The organism is Variovorax paradoxus (assembly GCF_009498455.1).
Taxonomy (GTDB): Bacteria; Pseudomonadota; Gammaproteobacteria; order Burkholderiales; family Burkholderiaceae_C; genus Variovorax; species Variovorax paradoxus_H.
In genome coordinates, this window is sequence record NZ_CP045644.1 from 4,153,519 (window position 1) to 4,168,300 (window position 14,782).

A 14,782-nucleotide genomic window follows, 5' to 3' on the forward strand; every position below is an offset into this window, starting at 1 on the left:
CCTCCATGCGATTCAAGCGACCCCAGGTGCGGTACTCGGACACACCCGAGCCCGCCACCCCGTATCAAGCCGCGGCGCAGGTCTGGGACCAGCGCATCGGCAGCGCGCGCGTGCAGGCGAAGAACTGGCGCCTGATGGCCTTCGGCTGCCTCTCGCTGGCCCTGCTGATGGCCGGTGGCCTGGTCTGGCGCTCGGCGCAGTCCATCGTGACGCCCTACGTCGTCGAGGTCGACAACGCCGGCCAGGTACGGGCGGTCGGCGAGGCCGCCACGCCGTACAAGCCCAGCGATGCGCAGATCGCGCATCACCTGGCGCGCTTCATCACCGACGTGCGATCCCTTTCGATCGATCCGATCGTGGTGCGGCAGAACTGGCTCGAAGCCTACGAGTACACAACGGACCGCGGCGCCGCGACGCTGAACGACTACGCGCGCGCGAACGATCCGTTCTCGCGCATCGGGGAGAGCTCGGTGGCGGTGCAGATCAACAGCGTGGTGCGCGCCAGCGATTCGTCGTTCCAGGTGCGCTGGACGGAGCGGCGCTACGTCAACGGCGAAGCGGCGGGGCTGGAGCGCTGGACCGCGGTGCTCGCGATCGTGCTGCAGGCGCCGCGCACCGAGGAGCGGCTGCGCAGGAACCCGCTGGGCATCTACGTCAACGGCCTGTCGTGGAGCCGCGAGCTCGATGCGACGGACACAGTGAAAGGAACCAAGCCATGAAGACGGATTTCCGTAGAGGCGTATCTGCGCCGATCCTGATTGGGGCGGCTGTCCTTGCCGGCTGTGCCACGCATGGCAAGCCGGCGCCGGCGATCCCGCTGGACGAGCCGGTGGCGGTCGCCGCGCAGTCGGTGCCGGAGCCTGCCCCGCCCGTCGAGGTGGTCGAGGTGCCAAGGCCCTTGCCGCTGCCCGGCCAGATGAAGGCGCTGCCGAGCGAGCAGGAAGCGAAGCCAACAAAGGAACCCACCGACGAAAAAGTGCGGGTCTCGCGGGCCAACGAAGAGGCCCGCGTCGCGCCAACGCGCGAGGGCTATGTCAATGCGATCCAGGTCTGGCCGTATGCCGACGGCGCGCTGTATCAGATCTACACCAGCCCGGGCCGCGTGACCGTCGTCGCGCTGCAGGAGGGCGAGGAGCTGGTGGCGGTCTCGGCTGGCGACACGGTGCGCTGGATCGTGGGCGACACGGTCAGCGGCAGCGGTGCGAATCAGCGGGTCCATGTGCTCGTGAAACCCACGCGCGTGGACCTGAAGACCAACCTGGTCATCACGACGAACCGGCGTACCTATCTGCTGGAGCTGTCCTCGACGCCGCAGGCCTGGATGGCGTCGGTGTCCTGGGACTATCCGAAGGACCGGATGCTGGCGCTGCAGAAGCAGGCGAGGGAGGCGCAGGCCGCGGCGCCGGTGGATGCGGGCCTATCGGTGGAGCAGATCCGGTTCCGCTACGCGATCAGCGGCGATGCGCCGTCCTGGAAGCCGCTGCGCGCGTTCGACGACGGGCAGAAGGTCTACATCCAGTTCCCAGGCGGCATCGCGCAGGGCGAGCTGCCGCCGCTGTTCGTGATCGGGCCGCAGGGCAACGGGCAGCTCGTGAACTACCGCTTCCGCTCGCCGTATTACGTGGTGGACCGCCTCTTCGGCGCGGCGGAGCTGCGGTTGGGCGGCTCCAAGAACGGCAAGGCCGAGGTCGTGCGCATCGAGCGCTCGGATGGCGCGATCGGCAGCGTACAGGGTGCGCGGAGCGACGGGTCGTGAGTGCGGAGGACACGGTGCCCCCCTCGTCGTCCCAGGTCCCGCCCAAGGTTGCGCCGGAGTCGGTGGCCCTGCGCGCGCAGCCCCGGCCGGTCGTGCGGCTCAACCGCCGCATGCTGGCGGTCGGTGCCGGTACCCTGGCCGCGGCCGTGCTGGGCGGCACGATGTGGTCGCTGCAGTCGCAGAAGCGCGAGCGCAACCCGACCGCCGAGCTGTACAACGTAGACCGCGTGGCGCGGGCGGATGGGCTGGACCAATTGCCGAAGGACTATGCCGGGATGCCGGCGGCGCCGAAGCCGGCGCCACCCGTGCTGGGGCCGCCGCTGCCGGGAGATCTCGGGTCGGCCATGGCGAAGGCGCAGCAGCCGATGGAGGCGAGGGTGGGGCAGGGCGTTGATCCGGCACAGGCCGAGCGGTTGGCGGCCGAGGAGGCGGCGCGGTCGTCGGTGTTCTTCCGGCGCAGTGGCGATGGTGCCGCGAAACGAGGGGCTGTTGCCGAGAACGCCATGTCCGCAACTGCTACCGGTGCATCTGGACTGACGACGGGTCAGCAGCCGGTCAATCCCTTGGGCACGATGAACCCTGCCATGGATTCGCCAGTCGACCCTGTGATGGCGCAGAACCGACAGGACCGCAAGGAAGCGTTTCTGGCGAAGGCCGGTGACGCGGCCACGCACAATGCCGGGAGCCTGCAGTTGCCGGCTTCGCCGTACCAGGTGATGGCGGGCACCATCATCCCGGCGGCGCTGGTGACGGGCATCAACTCAGACCTGCCGGGGCAGGTGATCGCCACAGTGGCCGAGTCGGTTTACGACACGGCCACGGGGCGTCACCTGCTGATCCCGCAGGGCTCGCGGCTGATCGGGCGTTACGACAGCCAGGTGGCCTTCGGGCAGCGGCGCGTGCTGTTGGTGTGGACGCGGCTGATCCTGCCGGACACCTCGTCGGTGGCGTTGGACCGGTTGCCGGGGATCGATCCGGCCGGCTATGCGGGGCTGGAGGACGGCGTCGACTGGCACTGGGACCGCATCCTGGCCGGCGCGGCGCTGTCGACGCTGCTTGGCGTGGGGGCCGAACTGGCGGCACCGCGGAATCAGACGGATCAGGACGGCAATCGCGTCGTGATCGCCGTGCGCGAAGGGGCGCAGGATACAGTGAACCAGGTCGGGCAGGAGATCACCAAGCGCAATGCGAGCATCCAGCCGACGCTGACGATCCGGCCGGGGTTTCCGATGCGGGTGATGGTCAGCAAGGACCTCATTCTGCGGCCGTACCAGCCGCTGTTCTTGGTGCGAGGTGGAAACCGATGAGTACGACGCGCAAGCTACGGTTGGGCCCGTTGCCCAGGACAGAGAGTGTCAAGCTGACCTTCACTTGTCCGGCCAGCCTCAGGACGGAACTGGATCGCTATGCGGCGCTGCATGCACAGACCTATGGGGAACCGGTGGATGCACTGACGCTGATCCCGTACATGCTAGAGGCATTTATGGGAAGGGATCGAGGATTTCGACGTGGAAGGCAGAAGAACTAGAGGCCGTGCAGATCGTTTGGCCTGAACCGCCGCGTACGACGACGTCGTGCACGAGGGCCATCCTCGTCCGCCTTCTCCTGACGACTACAAGGTTCCACTGGGCGAGCGCTGGACGGTGGAAGCGCTGAAGACCGGCGGAGGTCGTGTACGCCGTCCGGGCCGCTCGAGGTTCCGCTCTTATCTAGCTGATGCAAAAATCCTTTAAATTCAATAGTTATCGCGCGACAAGTCAGTTTCCAGGCCCTGACCATAAGGCCGCCCTAGGCGGCTTTTGTTTTTGTGGAGCCAGTACGTGCCGTTGGGCCTGCAGTGCCTGATTCCGAGCCGAAAGAGGCCGAGTTGGATCTCGACGCGTCCGCGGACTTCGCGCAGACTCGCGCCCCCTGCACGCTCGAGCTGCCGGGGTCCCGCGCACAGCCCGCGCGCACAAGTTCTTTCTCCGACGCAATCCTTCTTTAGCGCATCCCATGACCGATTTGAACGACAGCGTTTTCGAGTTTGAGCCTAGCAAGACCCCGGTCGATTTCTCTGGGCAAAAGCTCTTTGTCCAGGGTTGCGTATTCCGATGGTCCCTGAGCACCCATTCCGGTTTGACCTGAGCACCCATTCCGGTTTGACCTGAGCACCCATTTCGGTTTGACCTGAGCACCCATTTCGGTTTGACCTGAGCACCCATTCCGGTTTGACCTGAGCACCCGTTCCGGTTTGACCTGAGCACCCGTTCCGGTTTGACCCGAGCACTCGTTCTGGTTTGACCTGAGCACCCATTCCGGTTTGACCTGAGCACCCGTTCCGGTTTGACCCGAGCACCCGTTCTGGTTTGACCTGAGCACTCATTCCAGTTCAACCCAAGAACCCGTTCCGATGGACATCGGCACCCGTCGATGTGCGGCGCGGCGGAGCCCTCACCCTCGCGGCGTTAGCTTTCAGGCCTCCTCAAGCCGCTTACGGCCTTGCAACTTCCGCATCGACTCGCCCTTCAGCTGAATGCGATGTGCCTGATGGACGACACGATCAAGCACGGCGTCGGCAATGGTTGGGTCTGGAAAAAAGGAATGCCATTTCTCAGTTGGATACTGCGAGGTAATGAGCAGCGATCCCGTCCGCATACGGCGATCAACAACGTCCAGCAGGACCTGCGCGGCGGACGCCGACATCTCGCCGATCCCAAAATCGTCAAGGATGAGAAGGCTCGGCTTGCTGAGCGCGAGCTTCAGCTTCGGCAGCGAGCCGTCATGCACGGCCTCTCCGATGTCACCGTAGAGATCACTGGTCCGATAGAACGTGACTGGGATCTTCAGGCGACATGCTTGGTGCCCGAAGGCACAGGCGAGCCATGTTTTTCCGACTCCTGTGGGACCGACAACGATGAGATTTTGCTGTCGTCTGATCCACCCGCATGTGGACAAAGTAGATAGCAGTGATTTATCCAATCCCCTGGATGGCCGATTGTCGATTTCTTCGAATGCGGCCTTGTCCGGAAGTGCTGCGACCTGTACAAGTCGGGACAGCTTGCGATTTTCTCTGCCGGATACTTCCGCTTCGACCAGCAGCGCCAGCCGTTCGTCGAAGGAGTGTTCTTGGAGCTTTGGTTGTTCGGTCTGTAGTTCATACGCCTGTGCCATGGTCGTCAATCTGAGTTCGCGCAAACGGGCGCAAGTCTGTTCGATCGTGCTCATGATTCATCTCCGTAGTATTCGGGCCCGCGCACGTTGTCATGCGTAGGACGAGGCTTTGCTTCGGGTTCCTGCTGGGCACGCAGATCTGCCTCCTTCGTCAAGATGGAGGAAATGCTGCGCAATGATGTGATGTTGAGAGGAAGCGCATAGGCGCAGACCGCCTCGAACCGCGCTTCCCCATGTTCCGACGCAAGAGTACGCATACGCCGCGCGGCCTTGATGCCGTTGGCCAGATCGCTGCGCTCTTGGACATGATGAATGATCATGTGCATGGCATGAGGACCGACGCCTTCCGCCCACTTCATCAGCGCGCGAGGCTCACCGTCAAGAACGCGCTGGTGGGCAATGGGCCGATGTTCCTGAACGGTGCTCGCATCGCCCGCATTCTTGAGAAGCGCGTGCAGTGCAACGCGGCGTGCTTTGAAGAAGATCTCGATCATCGAAGTCGTGATGCGCAAATCAACACGTTCGCGGGTGAGCGCGAACGGCACCGAATAAAAGCACTTCCGGTGCTCGACATGGTAGTCATCGCCCACCCGTACTTCATAGCGCCACTCGCAGAGTTCATACGGTCGGATTGGTAAGGGCTGTAGTGCGGCCTTGTCCGCCGCCTCAAAGCGCTCTCGCCGACAGCCTGCTATCTTCTTGAAGGGGTGCTCGTTCAACGCAACCGTCAACCGACGAAGCTCCGCATTGAGCTCCTCGAGGCCGAAGAACACACGATTGCGAAGCTTGAAGAGCATCCAGCGCTGCGCAATCTGAACGCCCACCTCCGCCTTTGCCTTTTGCTTTGGCCTTAGCGGCTGGGCAGGGACAGCGGCTGTGTTGTAGTGACGAAGCATCTCGTCGTAGTCGGGGTTGATCAAGACTTGATCTCGCCCATGGCGCAAAACCCCCGCCTTGAGGTTGTCGCTGACAACCCATTTTGGGGTGCCGCCCAGCGCCTCAAAGCAATTGCAATGGCAGATCAACCAATCGGCAACAGTTTGACTGGCGACGGCCTGAACATAGGTGAAATTGGAGTGCCCCATGACAGCAATGAAGATCTGTGCGAACGTCGACTCACCACCTTTGGCGTCCCGGATTTCTACAGTCTGTCCCGCGAAGTCGACGAAGAGCTTCTCGCCAGGCACATGCGTGCGCCGCATCACCACGTGCTGTTCTTTTAGCCAATGCCGGTAAAGTGCGGTGAACTGTGAGTACGCGATTCCGTTTGGAGTTACTTCACGCCACTCTTGCCAGAGCTGCTCGAGGGTGGCGCTCGGACGCTGCATCTCGGCATGAATCCATTGCCAATCGGGCGCGGGCCTATGCGGCAGCTTGGATTTATCCTCCGTTCCAAGGGTCCTGCACCATTGATCGTCGTCCAACTCCTTCAGCATCTGCCAGTCGGGGGATCGCGCGATCAGGAGGCCTCTGAGGGTCTTGACGGTTTCTGCAGAGACCCCAGTGCTCCTGGCGATGAAACGGTTTGATTTTGAGGGTGAGTGAAAGTGCAGGCGCACAATCTCTCGCTGCTTGCGGACAGGGAGCTTCATAGGCTACCTCCGGGCCATGTGGCCACCGGAGGTAAGTGGCCAGGATGAGTTCTGCCCCAGCATCCACCGTACTTGACGCGCGGAATTCGCCGACCGATACTCCCGCCATACATATTCAAACTTGTCTGGCGCGGCCGGACGCTTGAGCCCGTGGTTGCAGCCTCGGGCTTTTGCGTTTTTAGGGCACTGTTTCCTAGTGAGTCTCTATAGGCTGGCCTTTCTTGGATTCGGCGGCGCCCGAGAGGCGAGCTCTCGCGAGCCATGCAGCTACATCGCTCGTCAGAGCGAAATACCCCCTTCGATGGGGTAAGTTGAACAAGGAAACAGGCACCTGCCCGCGTTTCTGGGCCTGTCGCAGGCTTGCCGATGTGTTGTGCCCCAAGGCCGCCACCAATGTCCGCCCTCCCAGCAGAGGACCATGTTTGGCCTCGAGCGCTTCCCGTAGCTCCGCGTGAAGCTGCTCGAATGAAGACGGGACCAACTCGGGCAGTGGCATGAAACCCTTTTCCGGTACAGCGATGTCTCGTAGTGTTCGCTGGAGTTCGCTTCGGGTCCACCTCGCACGAAACTCGGAATTTCTGTACGCTTTCGAGATGGCCTTCCCTCTCAAACGGTCACGCGTTGGGCGTCCTTGCCGCGATCCGGTGGATCAACTACGAACGCAGATGTGGTTCTGGGCAACCCTCTTCAGGAGCGGCCTGCCTTCCGCCGACGCCCTTGAACGCCTGTTGCAGCCAGAACTCGTCCGTCCGTGCGCGGACGGAGTACTGCGTTCCGGCAAATATTTCCGATACAAGGATGGCTCGAGAGTCCCCAGCAGAATTGCCGGCAGGAAGTACCCCGTCGACCTTGCAGAGAAAGCCTTTCCTGGGACCGGGATCTATTTCAACTCCGTCATGTGGGATCTAGTCAGAGGTCGGCGCCTCACAGTCGAGGAGGCCGACGATCTGCTTTGGGCCATGTCTGACGAAGTGCGTTACGTGATCTTCGATTCGAGGCGCGCATTGATCGAACCGCGAAGAAGGCTGAAGAAGCAGCTCTATTACCTCAACGACGAGGTATCGCAAGCGCTCGCCCAACTCGGAACGTTCGAGGCTTTAACGGCGGTGGTGGTGCTCATGGCCAAAGCTGAAGCGATCCCTCCGTCGATGGGGCTTAGGCAAGCGGCGCAACTCTGCTATCTGCGTATGCAGAAAAATTTGCTGAAAAACCCTGAGATTGCTCCCGCGATTGAGGCCGTGTTTGTACGGATCGACGAGTGTTTTCTCGAGTGGGTCGGCATTCACGATCAGATGCAACTGGCATTGCCCATGCAATCCAAACTTCAGCGCGAGCGGAAGCTCCAGTAGCTTGCGACTTCCAGAAGTTGAGCGCTTCAAGCCCAGCTCGTCGCAGAGCGAACGATCTTTCCCTTCGACTTTCTGAGCTGAGCCGACAGCGCTACACTCCGCGCACATATGCTCCGCCGCCACTTGTTCCATCGCTGCATGACCGCGCTTTTCGTGGTCCTGTCGCTGCTGTTCTCTCAGCTGGCGCTGGCAAGCTATGTCTGCCCGGGAGTGCCCGACACGAATTCGATGGCTGAGATGATGGCGACAGGTGCCCCATGCGAAGGCATGGACATGGCCCAACCAGTGCTCTGCTTCCAGCACGCCGCCGACCTGTCGCTGTCCTTCGAACCGGTGAAGCTGACCACGCCCTCGCTGCCCGCCATCGTGCAGGTCGTGGTCATGCCCCTGGTGCTGGTGTCCGAAGGCCACGCCTTTCCGCAGCAGGCCTTACCGGAGCGGCAGCATCCGCCGCCCGATCCCGTTTTTCTCGCTACACGCAGACTTCGCGTCTGAAATCTCCGTCGACTGACCGGTGCTGGTGCGGCTCGTCCGCTCGCCAGCGATTGCCTCGTTCGTCTGCGGAGTTTTCATGTTCATCCTTTTCCCACGCGCGGCCGTATTGGCCGTCGCGTTGCTGCCGTACCTTGCGACGGCCGCCCCCTTGTCTCTCGAGGCGGCGCTTCAGCTTGCAGTTCAGCGCTCCGAAACTACCCGCGCCGCCCGTGCCGGCGCATCGAGTGCCACGGAGGCGGCGCATGCCGCCGCCCAGCTTCCCGATCCCACGCTGCGCATTGGCGTCGACAACCTGCCCGCGACGGGCCCGGACCGTTTTCACACGACCCGCGATTCGATGACGATGAAGCGCATCGGCATCAGCCAGGAATGGCTGTCCGCCGACAAGCGCGCCGCGCGGCAGGCCGCTGCCGATGCGTCGGTCGGGCGGGAGACGGTGCAGGTGCAGGCCGCAGCCGCCGACACCCGCCGACAGACCGCGCTCGCGTACGTGGATGCGTTCTACGTCGGCGAGAGCCTGAAGCTCGCGAGGCTCATGGCGCACCATGCGCACGAAGAACTGGAGGCCTCGCGCGCACGCCTGTCTTCGGCCGCGGGGAACAGCCAGGACGTGCTGGCACTGGCTGGCGCAAAAGGCATCTCGGAAGACGAGACGGCAGACATCCTGCAGCAGAAAGATGCCGCAGGCGTCGCCTTCCAGCGATGGACCGGCGTGCCGCCCGACGAGCTGCTGCCCCCTGGCTCCATCGCCGTGCCGCTCGAAGCCGCCTACGTGGCCGCGCACCCCACGGTCGCGGCCATGCGGCGTGATGTCGACGTGGCAAGGCAGACGGCAGCCGTGACCGCGTCCAACCGCAAGCCCAACTGGACCTGGGAGCTCGCCTATGGCCAGCGCACCGGCTATTCGGACATGGTGTCGGTGGGCGTGAGCATTCCTCTGCCCGTCGCCCCCGGCGAAAGGCAGGACCGGGACATCGCTGCCAAGCTGGCGCTCGTCGAGAAGGCCGAAGCCGACCTCGCGGAAGCGATCCGGGTCGCGACCGCCGAGTACCGATCGCTGCGCAGCGATGCGCAACGCCTGGCACAGCGCATCGATCGCTACCGCAGCGGCGTGGTCGCTCCGGCCAGCCAAAGAACGGCTGCCGCGATCGCGGCCTATCGCTCCAACCAGGGCAGCCTCGTCACCCTGTTCGAGGCGCGGCACGCCGAAGTCGAAGCGCAGCGCAAGCTGTTGACGCTGCAGCGCGACCTGGCCAAAACCCAATTCCAATTGGCCTTCCGGCCGCTCACTGCCGAGGTGGCGCAATGAACCGCACACGCATGATCGGCGCCTCGCTGCTGGCCGCCCTGTTGCTCGCAGCGAGCGCCTTCTACCTGGGCCGCAAGACAGCACAACCCGCGGACACGTCGATGGCCGCGCCGGCCAACGCACCCACTGCCGACGGCCGCAAGGTTCTCTACTGGCACGACCCCATGGTTCCGGGCCCGCGCTTCGACAAGCCCGGCAAGTCTCCCTTCATGGACATGCAACTGGTGCCCATGTATGCAGACAGCGCAACGGGCACGGCCAATGAGGGCGGCGTACAGGTGAGCCCCACGGTCCAGCAGAACCTCGGCATCCGGTATGCCAACGTGCGGCGCGCAGAAACCTCCGCGTCCTTCGACGCGGTCGGCGCCGTGCAATTCGACGAGCGGCTCAATGTCGTCGTGCAGACGCGTGTCGCAGGCTACATCGAACGCCTGTCGGTTCGTGCGCCCATGGAGCGCGTGCGCAAGGGCCAGGCGCTGGCGACAGTCTTCGCGCCGGAGTGGCTCGGACCGCAGAACGAGCTGCTCGCCCTGAAGCGAGCTGGCGTTGCCCCCGATCTCGTCGCAGCTGCGCGCGAGCGCATGCGGGCCATGTCCATCCCCGCCGAGCTCATCCGACGCAGCGAAGAAACCGGCACGGCACAGGCGCGCTACGTGCTCACCGCACCGTCCGACGGCGTGGTGGCTGAGTTGGGCGTGCGCGAAGGCGTCGCGGTCACGCCCGGCATGACGCTGTTTCGCATCGCAGGCCTGGAGAAGGTCTGGGCGGTGGCCGAGATTCCGGAAGTGCAGGCAGTGCGTCTAGCGCGCGGCCAGAAGGTCAAGGCGATCCTTCAGGCCGATGCGGCCCAGTCTTTCGATGGAACGCTCGACGAGATACTTCCAGAGATCAACACCTCGACCCGCACCCTGAAGGCCCGCTTCGAGGTCGACAACAGGAACGGCAAGCTCACGCCCGGCATGCTGCTGCGCCTGCAGGTGGCCGGCCCCGCCAGCACCCGGTTGGTCGTGCCGTCCGAAGCCGTCATCCGCACCGGCAAGCGCGCCGTCGTCATCGTGCGCAAGACCGACAGCGCCTTCGAGCCGCGCGACGTGTCGCTGGGCGCGGACCAGGGCGACGACACCGAAGTCGTCTCGGGCTTGAACGAAGGCGATCAGGTGGTCGCCAGCGGTCAGTTCCTGATCGACTCGGAGGCCCGGCTGCGTTCCGTGCTGGGCAACATGGCCGCACCTGCAGCCGCACCGACCGCAGGAGCCTCCGCGCCGGGCGTGGCGACGATTCACAAGGCCGAGGGCAAGGTCGAAAGCGTGGCGCCCGACGGCATCACCATCTCGCACGGCCCTGTCGCCACGCTCAAGTGGCCATCCATGACGATGGGCTTCGCCAAGACGTCGCCAGACGCCTTCGCCGAGATCAAGCCCGGTGACCAGATCCGCTTCGAGTTCAAGGAAGGCGGCCCCACGGGCTACGAACTGGTCTCCGTGCAGCGCATGCCACAGGGTGCGAAGCAATGATCGCCGCCCTCATCCGCTGGTCGGTCGGCAACCGCTTCCTGGTGCTGATCGCGACCCTGTTCCTGGTGGCTGCCGGCTGGTGGTCGGCCGCCCGCACGCCGCTCGATGCGCTGCCCGACCTGTCGGACACGCAGGTCATCATCCGCACGCCTTTCCCTGGCAAGGCGCCCCAGGTGGTCGAAGACCTCGTCACCTACCCGCTGACCACCACGATGCTCAGCGTGCCCGGCGCCAAGACCGTGCGCGGCTACTCGTTCTTCGGCGACTCGTTCGTCTACGTGCTGTTCGACGACAAGACCGACCCGTACTGGGCGCGCTCGCGCGTGGTCGAGTACCTGAACCAGGTGCAGGGCAGGTTGCCGGCCGGCGCCAACGCCTCGCTGGGCCCCGATGCCACGGGCGTGGGCTGGGTCTACGAGTACGCGCTGGTCGACCGCACGGGCACACGCGACATCGGGCAACTGCGCGCGCTGAACGACTGGTTCCTCAAGTTCGAACTCAAGACCGTGCCCGACGTGGCCGAGGTCGCCAGCATCGGCGGCATGGTGCGCCAGTACCAGGTGGTGCTCGACCCCGACCGCATGCGCGCGCTCGGCATCACGCAGTCGACGGTCGTGGCGGCCTTGCAAAAGGCCAACCAGGCCTCGGGCGGCTCGGTCGTCGAATTCGCCGAGGCCGAGTACATGGTGCGTTCGCGCGGCTACCTGCGTTCGCTGGACGACTTTCGCAGCATTCCGCTTTCGGTGACGGGCGCCACACCCGTGCTGCTGCGTGACGTGGCGACCGTTCAGATCGGCCCCGAGATGCGCCGCGGCATCGCCGAGCTGGACGGCGAAGGCGAAGTGGCCGGCGGCGTGATCGTCATGCGCTCGGGCAAGAACGCGCGCTCGACCATCGAGGCTGTCAAGGCGAAGTTGGAGACGCTCAAGCCCGGCCTGCCGCCGGGCGTCGAGATCGTGCCCACCTACGACCGCTCGCTGCTGATCGACCGCGCGGTGGACAACTTGCGCGGCAAGCTGATCGAAGAGTTCATCGTGGTGGCGCTGGTCTGCGCGGTCTTCCTGTTCCACCTGCGCTCGGCGCTGGTAGCGGTGGTCGCGTTGCCGATCGGCGTGCTGGCGGCGTTCATCGTCATGCACTGGCAGGGCGTCAACGCCAACATCATGTCGCTGGGCGGCATCGCGATCGCCATCGGTGCGATGGTGGACGGCGCGATCGTGATGGTCGAGAACGCGCACAAGCACATCGAGGCTTTCGAGACACAACACGACCGACAGCCCACGGTGGGGGAACGGTGGCAGCTCGTCGCCGATGCGTCCGTGGAGGTTGGGCCAGCGCTGTTCTTCTCGCTGCTGGTGATCACGCTGTCTTTCGTGCCCGTGTTCTCGCTCGAGGCGCAGGAGGGGCGGCTGTTCTCGCCGCTGGCTTTCACCAAGACCTACGCGATGGCGGCTGCAGCGGGCCTGTCGGTGACGCTGATCCCGGTGCTCATGGGTTACCTGGTGCGCGGACGCATTCCGCACGAAGCGTCCAACCCCGTGAATCGCTTCCTGATGGCGGTGTACCGGCCCGCGCTGGAGCTGGTGCTGCGCTTTCCCAAGGGAACGCTCGCCGTTGCCGCGGTGCTGCTGGCGCTCACCGCCGTTCCGCTGATGCGGCTGGGCGGTGAGTTCATGCCGCCGCTGGACGAAGGCGACCTGCTCTACATGCCTTCCGCGCTGCCGGGGCTGTCTGTGTCGAAGGCCGCCGAGCTGCTGCAGCAGACCGACCGCCTGATCAAGACCGTGCCCGAGGTCGCGCGCGTGTTCGGCAAGGCCGGCCGCGCAGACACCGCGACCGACCCCGCGCCGCTCGAGATGTTCGAGACCACCATCCAGTTCAAGCCGAAGGACCAATGGCGCGCCGGCATGACGCCCGACAGGCTGGTCGAGGAGCTGGACCGCGCCGTCAAGGTGCCGGGTCTGACCAACGTGTGGGTGCCGCCCATCCGCAACCGCATCGACATGCTGGCCACGGGCATCAAGAGCCCGGTCGGCATCAAGGTGGCGGGGTCGGACCTGGCCACCATCGATTCGCTCACCACGCAGATCGAGGTGGCGGTCAAGAACGTTCCCGGTGTGTCGTCGGCGCTGGCCGAGCGGCTCACCGGCGGGCGCTACATCGACGTCGATGTCGACCGGCTCGCCGCGGCGCGCTACGGGCTCTCGGTGGCGGACGTGCAGGCCGTGGTGTCCACGGCCATTGGCGGCGAGAACGTCGGCGAAGTCATCCAGGGCCGCGAGCGCTATCCCATCAACGTGCGCTACCCGCGCGAGATCCGCGATTCGCTGGAGCGGCTGCGGCAGTTGCCCTTCGTGACCGACAAGGGCGCGCAGCTGCTGTTGGGTGACGTCGCGCGCATCGCCATCGAAGACGGCCCGCCGATGCTGCGCAGCGAGAACGCGCGGCTCTCGGGCTGGGTCTACGTCGATGTGCGCGGGCGCGACCTGCGCTCCGCCGTCAACGACATGCAGGCCGCCGTCGACAAGGCCGTGAAGATGCCCGCCGGCTATGCGGTGTCGTGGTCCGGCCAGTTTGAATACCTGGAGCGCGCGACCGAGCGGCTGAAGCTGGTCGTCCCGGCCACGCTGGCGGTCATCTTCGTGCTGCTGTATCTGCTGTTCAGGTCGTTCGGCGATGCGGCCCTTGTGATGGCGGCCGTGCCGTTCTCGCTCGTCGGCGGCTTCTGGCTCATCTGGGCGCTGGGCCACTCGATCTCGGTTGCGACGGCGGTGGGCTTCATCGCGCTGGCGGGCGTGGCGGCCGAGTTCGGCGTGGTGATGCTGATCTACCTGAAGAACGCGCTGGCACGGCGCCTCGAGGCCGGAGAGCCGATGAACGACGACACCCTGCTCGCCGCGATCCGCGAAGGCGCGGTGCTGCGCGTGCGGCCCAAGGCGATGACCGTGGCCGTTGTGATGGCTGGACTGCTGCCCATCCTGTGGGGCAGCGGCACCGGCTCGGAGGTGATGACCCGCATTGCCGCGCCCATGGTGGGCGGCATGGTCACCGCGCCGCTGCTGAGCATGCTCGTCGTGCCCGCGGCCTGGTATCTGCTGCGCCGGCGTGGCCAGGTTGCGCACGCCCCTTTGTCTGCTGTCTCCACTCAACCCACCGAAGGAGTTACTCCATGAAAGTTTTGCACACCCTCGCATTCGCACTGCTCGTCGCATCGGCCGCCGCGGCTCAGGCCCAGATGTCGAAAGACGACATGTCGTCCATGAAGATGTCGGCGCCCGGCCAGCAATCGGCCGGCATGCTGACCGACGCTGTCGTCCAGAAGATCGATCAGGCCGGCGGCGTGATCGTGCTGAAGCACGGCGATATTCCCAACCTCGCCATGCCGGCCATGACCATGGGCTTCGATGTGGCCGACAGGAAGATGCTCACCCAGGTCAAGCCGGGCGACAAGGTGAGATTTCATGTGGAGGTCGTGAAAGGCAAGCCGACCGTGACGCACCTTGAGGCTGCGCGCTGACCCTCGCCCTTGGGCCGGCCGTCTTCGGCAGTCAATGCTTGATGGTCCACCTTTGAACAGGTGCGGGATCAAGCAAAGCTGCAGAAGCCTGTCCAAC

General features: G+C 64.7%; 12 protein-coding genes. 10 read left to right on the plus strand and 2 right to left on the minus strand.

What is annotated here, in order from left to right; all coding sequences use genetic code 11:
• Nucleotides 1-5: 5 nt before the first annotated feature.
• Genes trbF through GFK26_RS19250 form a run of 4 tightly spaced genes read left to right on the plus strand, consistent with a single transcriptional unit; the run spans nucleotide 6 to nucleotide 3,284 of the window.
• Nucleotides 6-719 carry a conjugal transfer protein TrbF gene (gene trbF, locus GFK26_RS19235; RefSeq protein WP_153283378.1) on the plus strand — a complete coding sequence of 238 codons (714 nt, stop codon included), beginning with the start codon at nucleotides 6-8 and terminating at the stop codon, nucleotides 717-719.
• On the plus strand, nucleotides 716-1,756 hold the full coding sequence (gene trbG, locus GFK26_RS19240; protein ID WP_153283379.1) for a P-type conjugative transfer protein TrbG: 1,041 nt from the start codon (nucleotides 716-718) through the stop codon (nucleotides 1,754-1,756). The genes trbF and trbG overlap by 4 nt, the downstream gene beginning before the upstream one ends.
• On the plus strand, nucleotides 1,753-3,063 hold the full coding sequence (locus tag GFK26_RS19245; RefSeq protein ID WP_153283380.1) for a TrbI/VirB10 family protein: 1,311 nt from the start codon (nucleotides 1,753-1,755) through the stop codon (nucleotides 3,061-3,063). Before trbG ends, GFK26_RS19245 begins: the two co-directional genes overlap by 4 nt.
• On the plus strand, nucleotides 3,060-3,284 hold the full coding sequence (locus GFK26_RS19250) for a DUF2274 domain-containing protein (RefSeq protein ID WP_153283381.1): 225 nt from the start codon (nucleotides 3,060-3,062) through the stop codon (nucleotides 3,282-3,284). Before GFK26_RS19245 ends, GFK26_RS19250 begins: the two co-directional genes overlap by 4 nt.
• Nucleotides 3,285-4,210: 926 nt before the next feature.
• Here GFK26_RS19250 and istB read toward each other — a convergent pair.
• Entirely contained in the window at nucleotides 4,211-4,963 is a 753-nt protein-coding gene (gene istB, locus GFK26_RS19255) for an IS21-like element helper ATPase IstB (RefSeq protein ID WP_153283382.1), read from the minus strand.
• Nucleotides 4,960-6,501, minus strand: a complete 1,542-nt coding sequence (gene istA, locus GFK26_RS19260; RefSeq protein ID WP_153283383.1) for an IS21 family transposase — start codon at nucleotides 6,499-6,501, stop codon at nucleotides 4,960-4,962. Before istA ends, istB begins: the two co-directional genes overlap by 4 nt.
• A 593-nt stretch (nucleotides 6,502-7,094) precedes the next feature.
• Here istA and GFK26_RS19265 point away from each other — a divergent pair.
• The 6 genes from GFK26_RS19265 (at nucleotide 7,095) to GFK26_RS19290 (ending at nucleotide 14,685) form a co-directional block, all read left to right on the plus strand.
• Nucleotides 7,095-7,850 carry a hypothetical protein gene (locus tag GFK26_RS19265; RefSeq protein ID WP_153283384.1) on the plus strand — a complete coding sequence of 252 codons (756 nt, stop codon included), beginning with the start codon at nucleotides 7,095-7,097 and terminating at the stop codon, nucleotides 7,848-7,850.
• Between the two features lie 138 nt (nucleotides 7,851-7,988).
• Nucleotides 7,989-8,345: a hypothetical protein gene (locus tag GFK26_RS19270; RefSeq protein ID WP_228121698.1), complete on the plus strand. Its 357-nt coding sequence runs from the start codon at nucleotides 7,989-7,991 to the stop codon at nucleotides 8,343-8,345.
• Between the two features lie 76 nt (nucleotides 8,346-8,421).
• Nucleotides 8,422-9,654: a TolC family protein gene (locus GFK26_RS19275; RefSeq protein ID WP_153283386.1), complete on the plus strand. Its 1,233-nt coding sequence runs from the start codon at nucleotides 8,422-8,424 to the stop codon at nucleotides 9,652-9,654.
• Nucleotides 9,651-11,168: an efflux RND transporter periplasmic adaptor subunit gene (locus GFK26_RS19280; protein ID WP_153283387.1), complete on the plus strand. Its 1,518-nt coding sequence runs from the start codon at nucleotides 9,651-9,653 to the stop codon at nucleotides 11,166-11,168. The genes GFK26_RS19275 and GFK26_RS19280 overlap by 4 nt, the downstream gene beginning before the upstream one ends.
• On the plus strand, nucleotides 11,165-14,341 hold the full coding sequence (locus GFK26_RS19285) for an efflux RND transporter permease subunit (RefSeq protein ID WP_153283388.1): 3,177 nt from the start codon (nucleotides 11,165-11,167) through the stop codon (nucleotides 14,339-14,341). Before GFK26_RS19280 ends, GFK26_RS19285 begins: the two co-directional genes overlap by 4 nt.
• Entirely contained in the window at nucleotides 14,338-14,685 is a 348-nt protein-coding gene (locus tag GFK26_RS19290) for a copper-binding protein (RefSeq protein WP_153283389.1), read from the plus strand. The genes GFK26_RS19285 and GFK26_RS19290 overlap by 4 nt, the downstream gene beginning before the upstream one ends.
• Nucleotides 14,686-14,782: the final 97 nt, after the last annotated feature.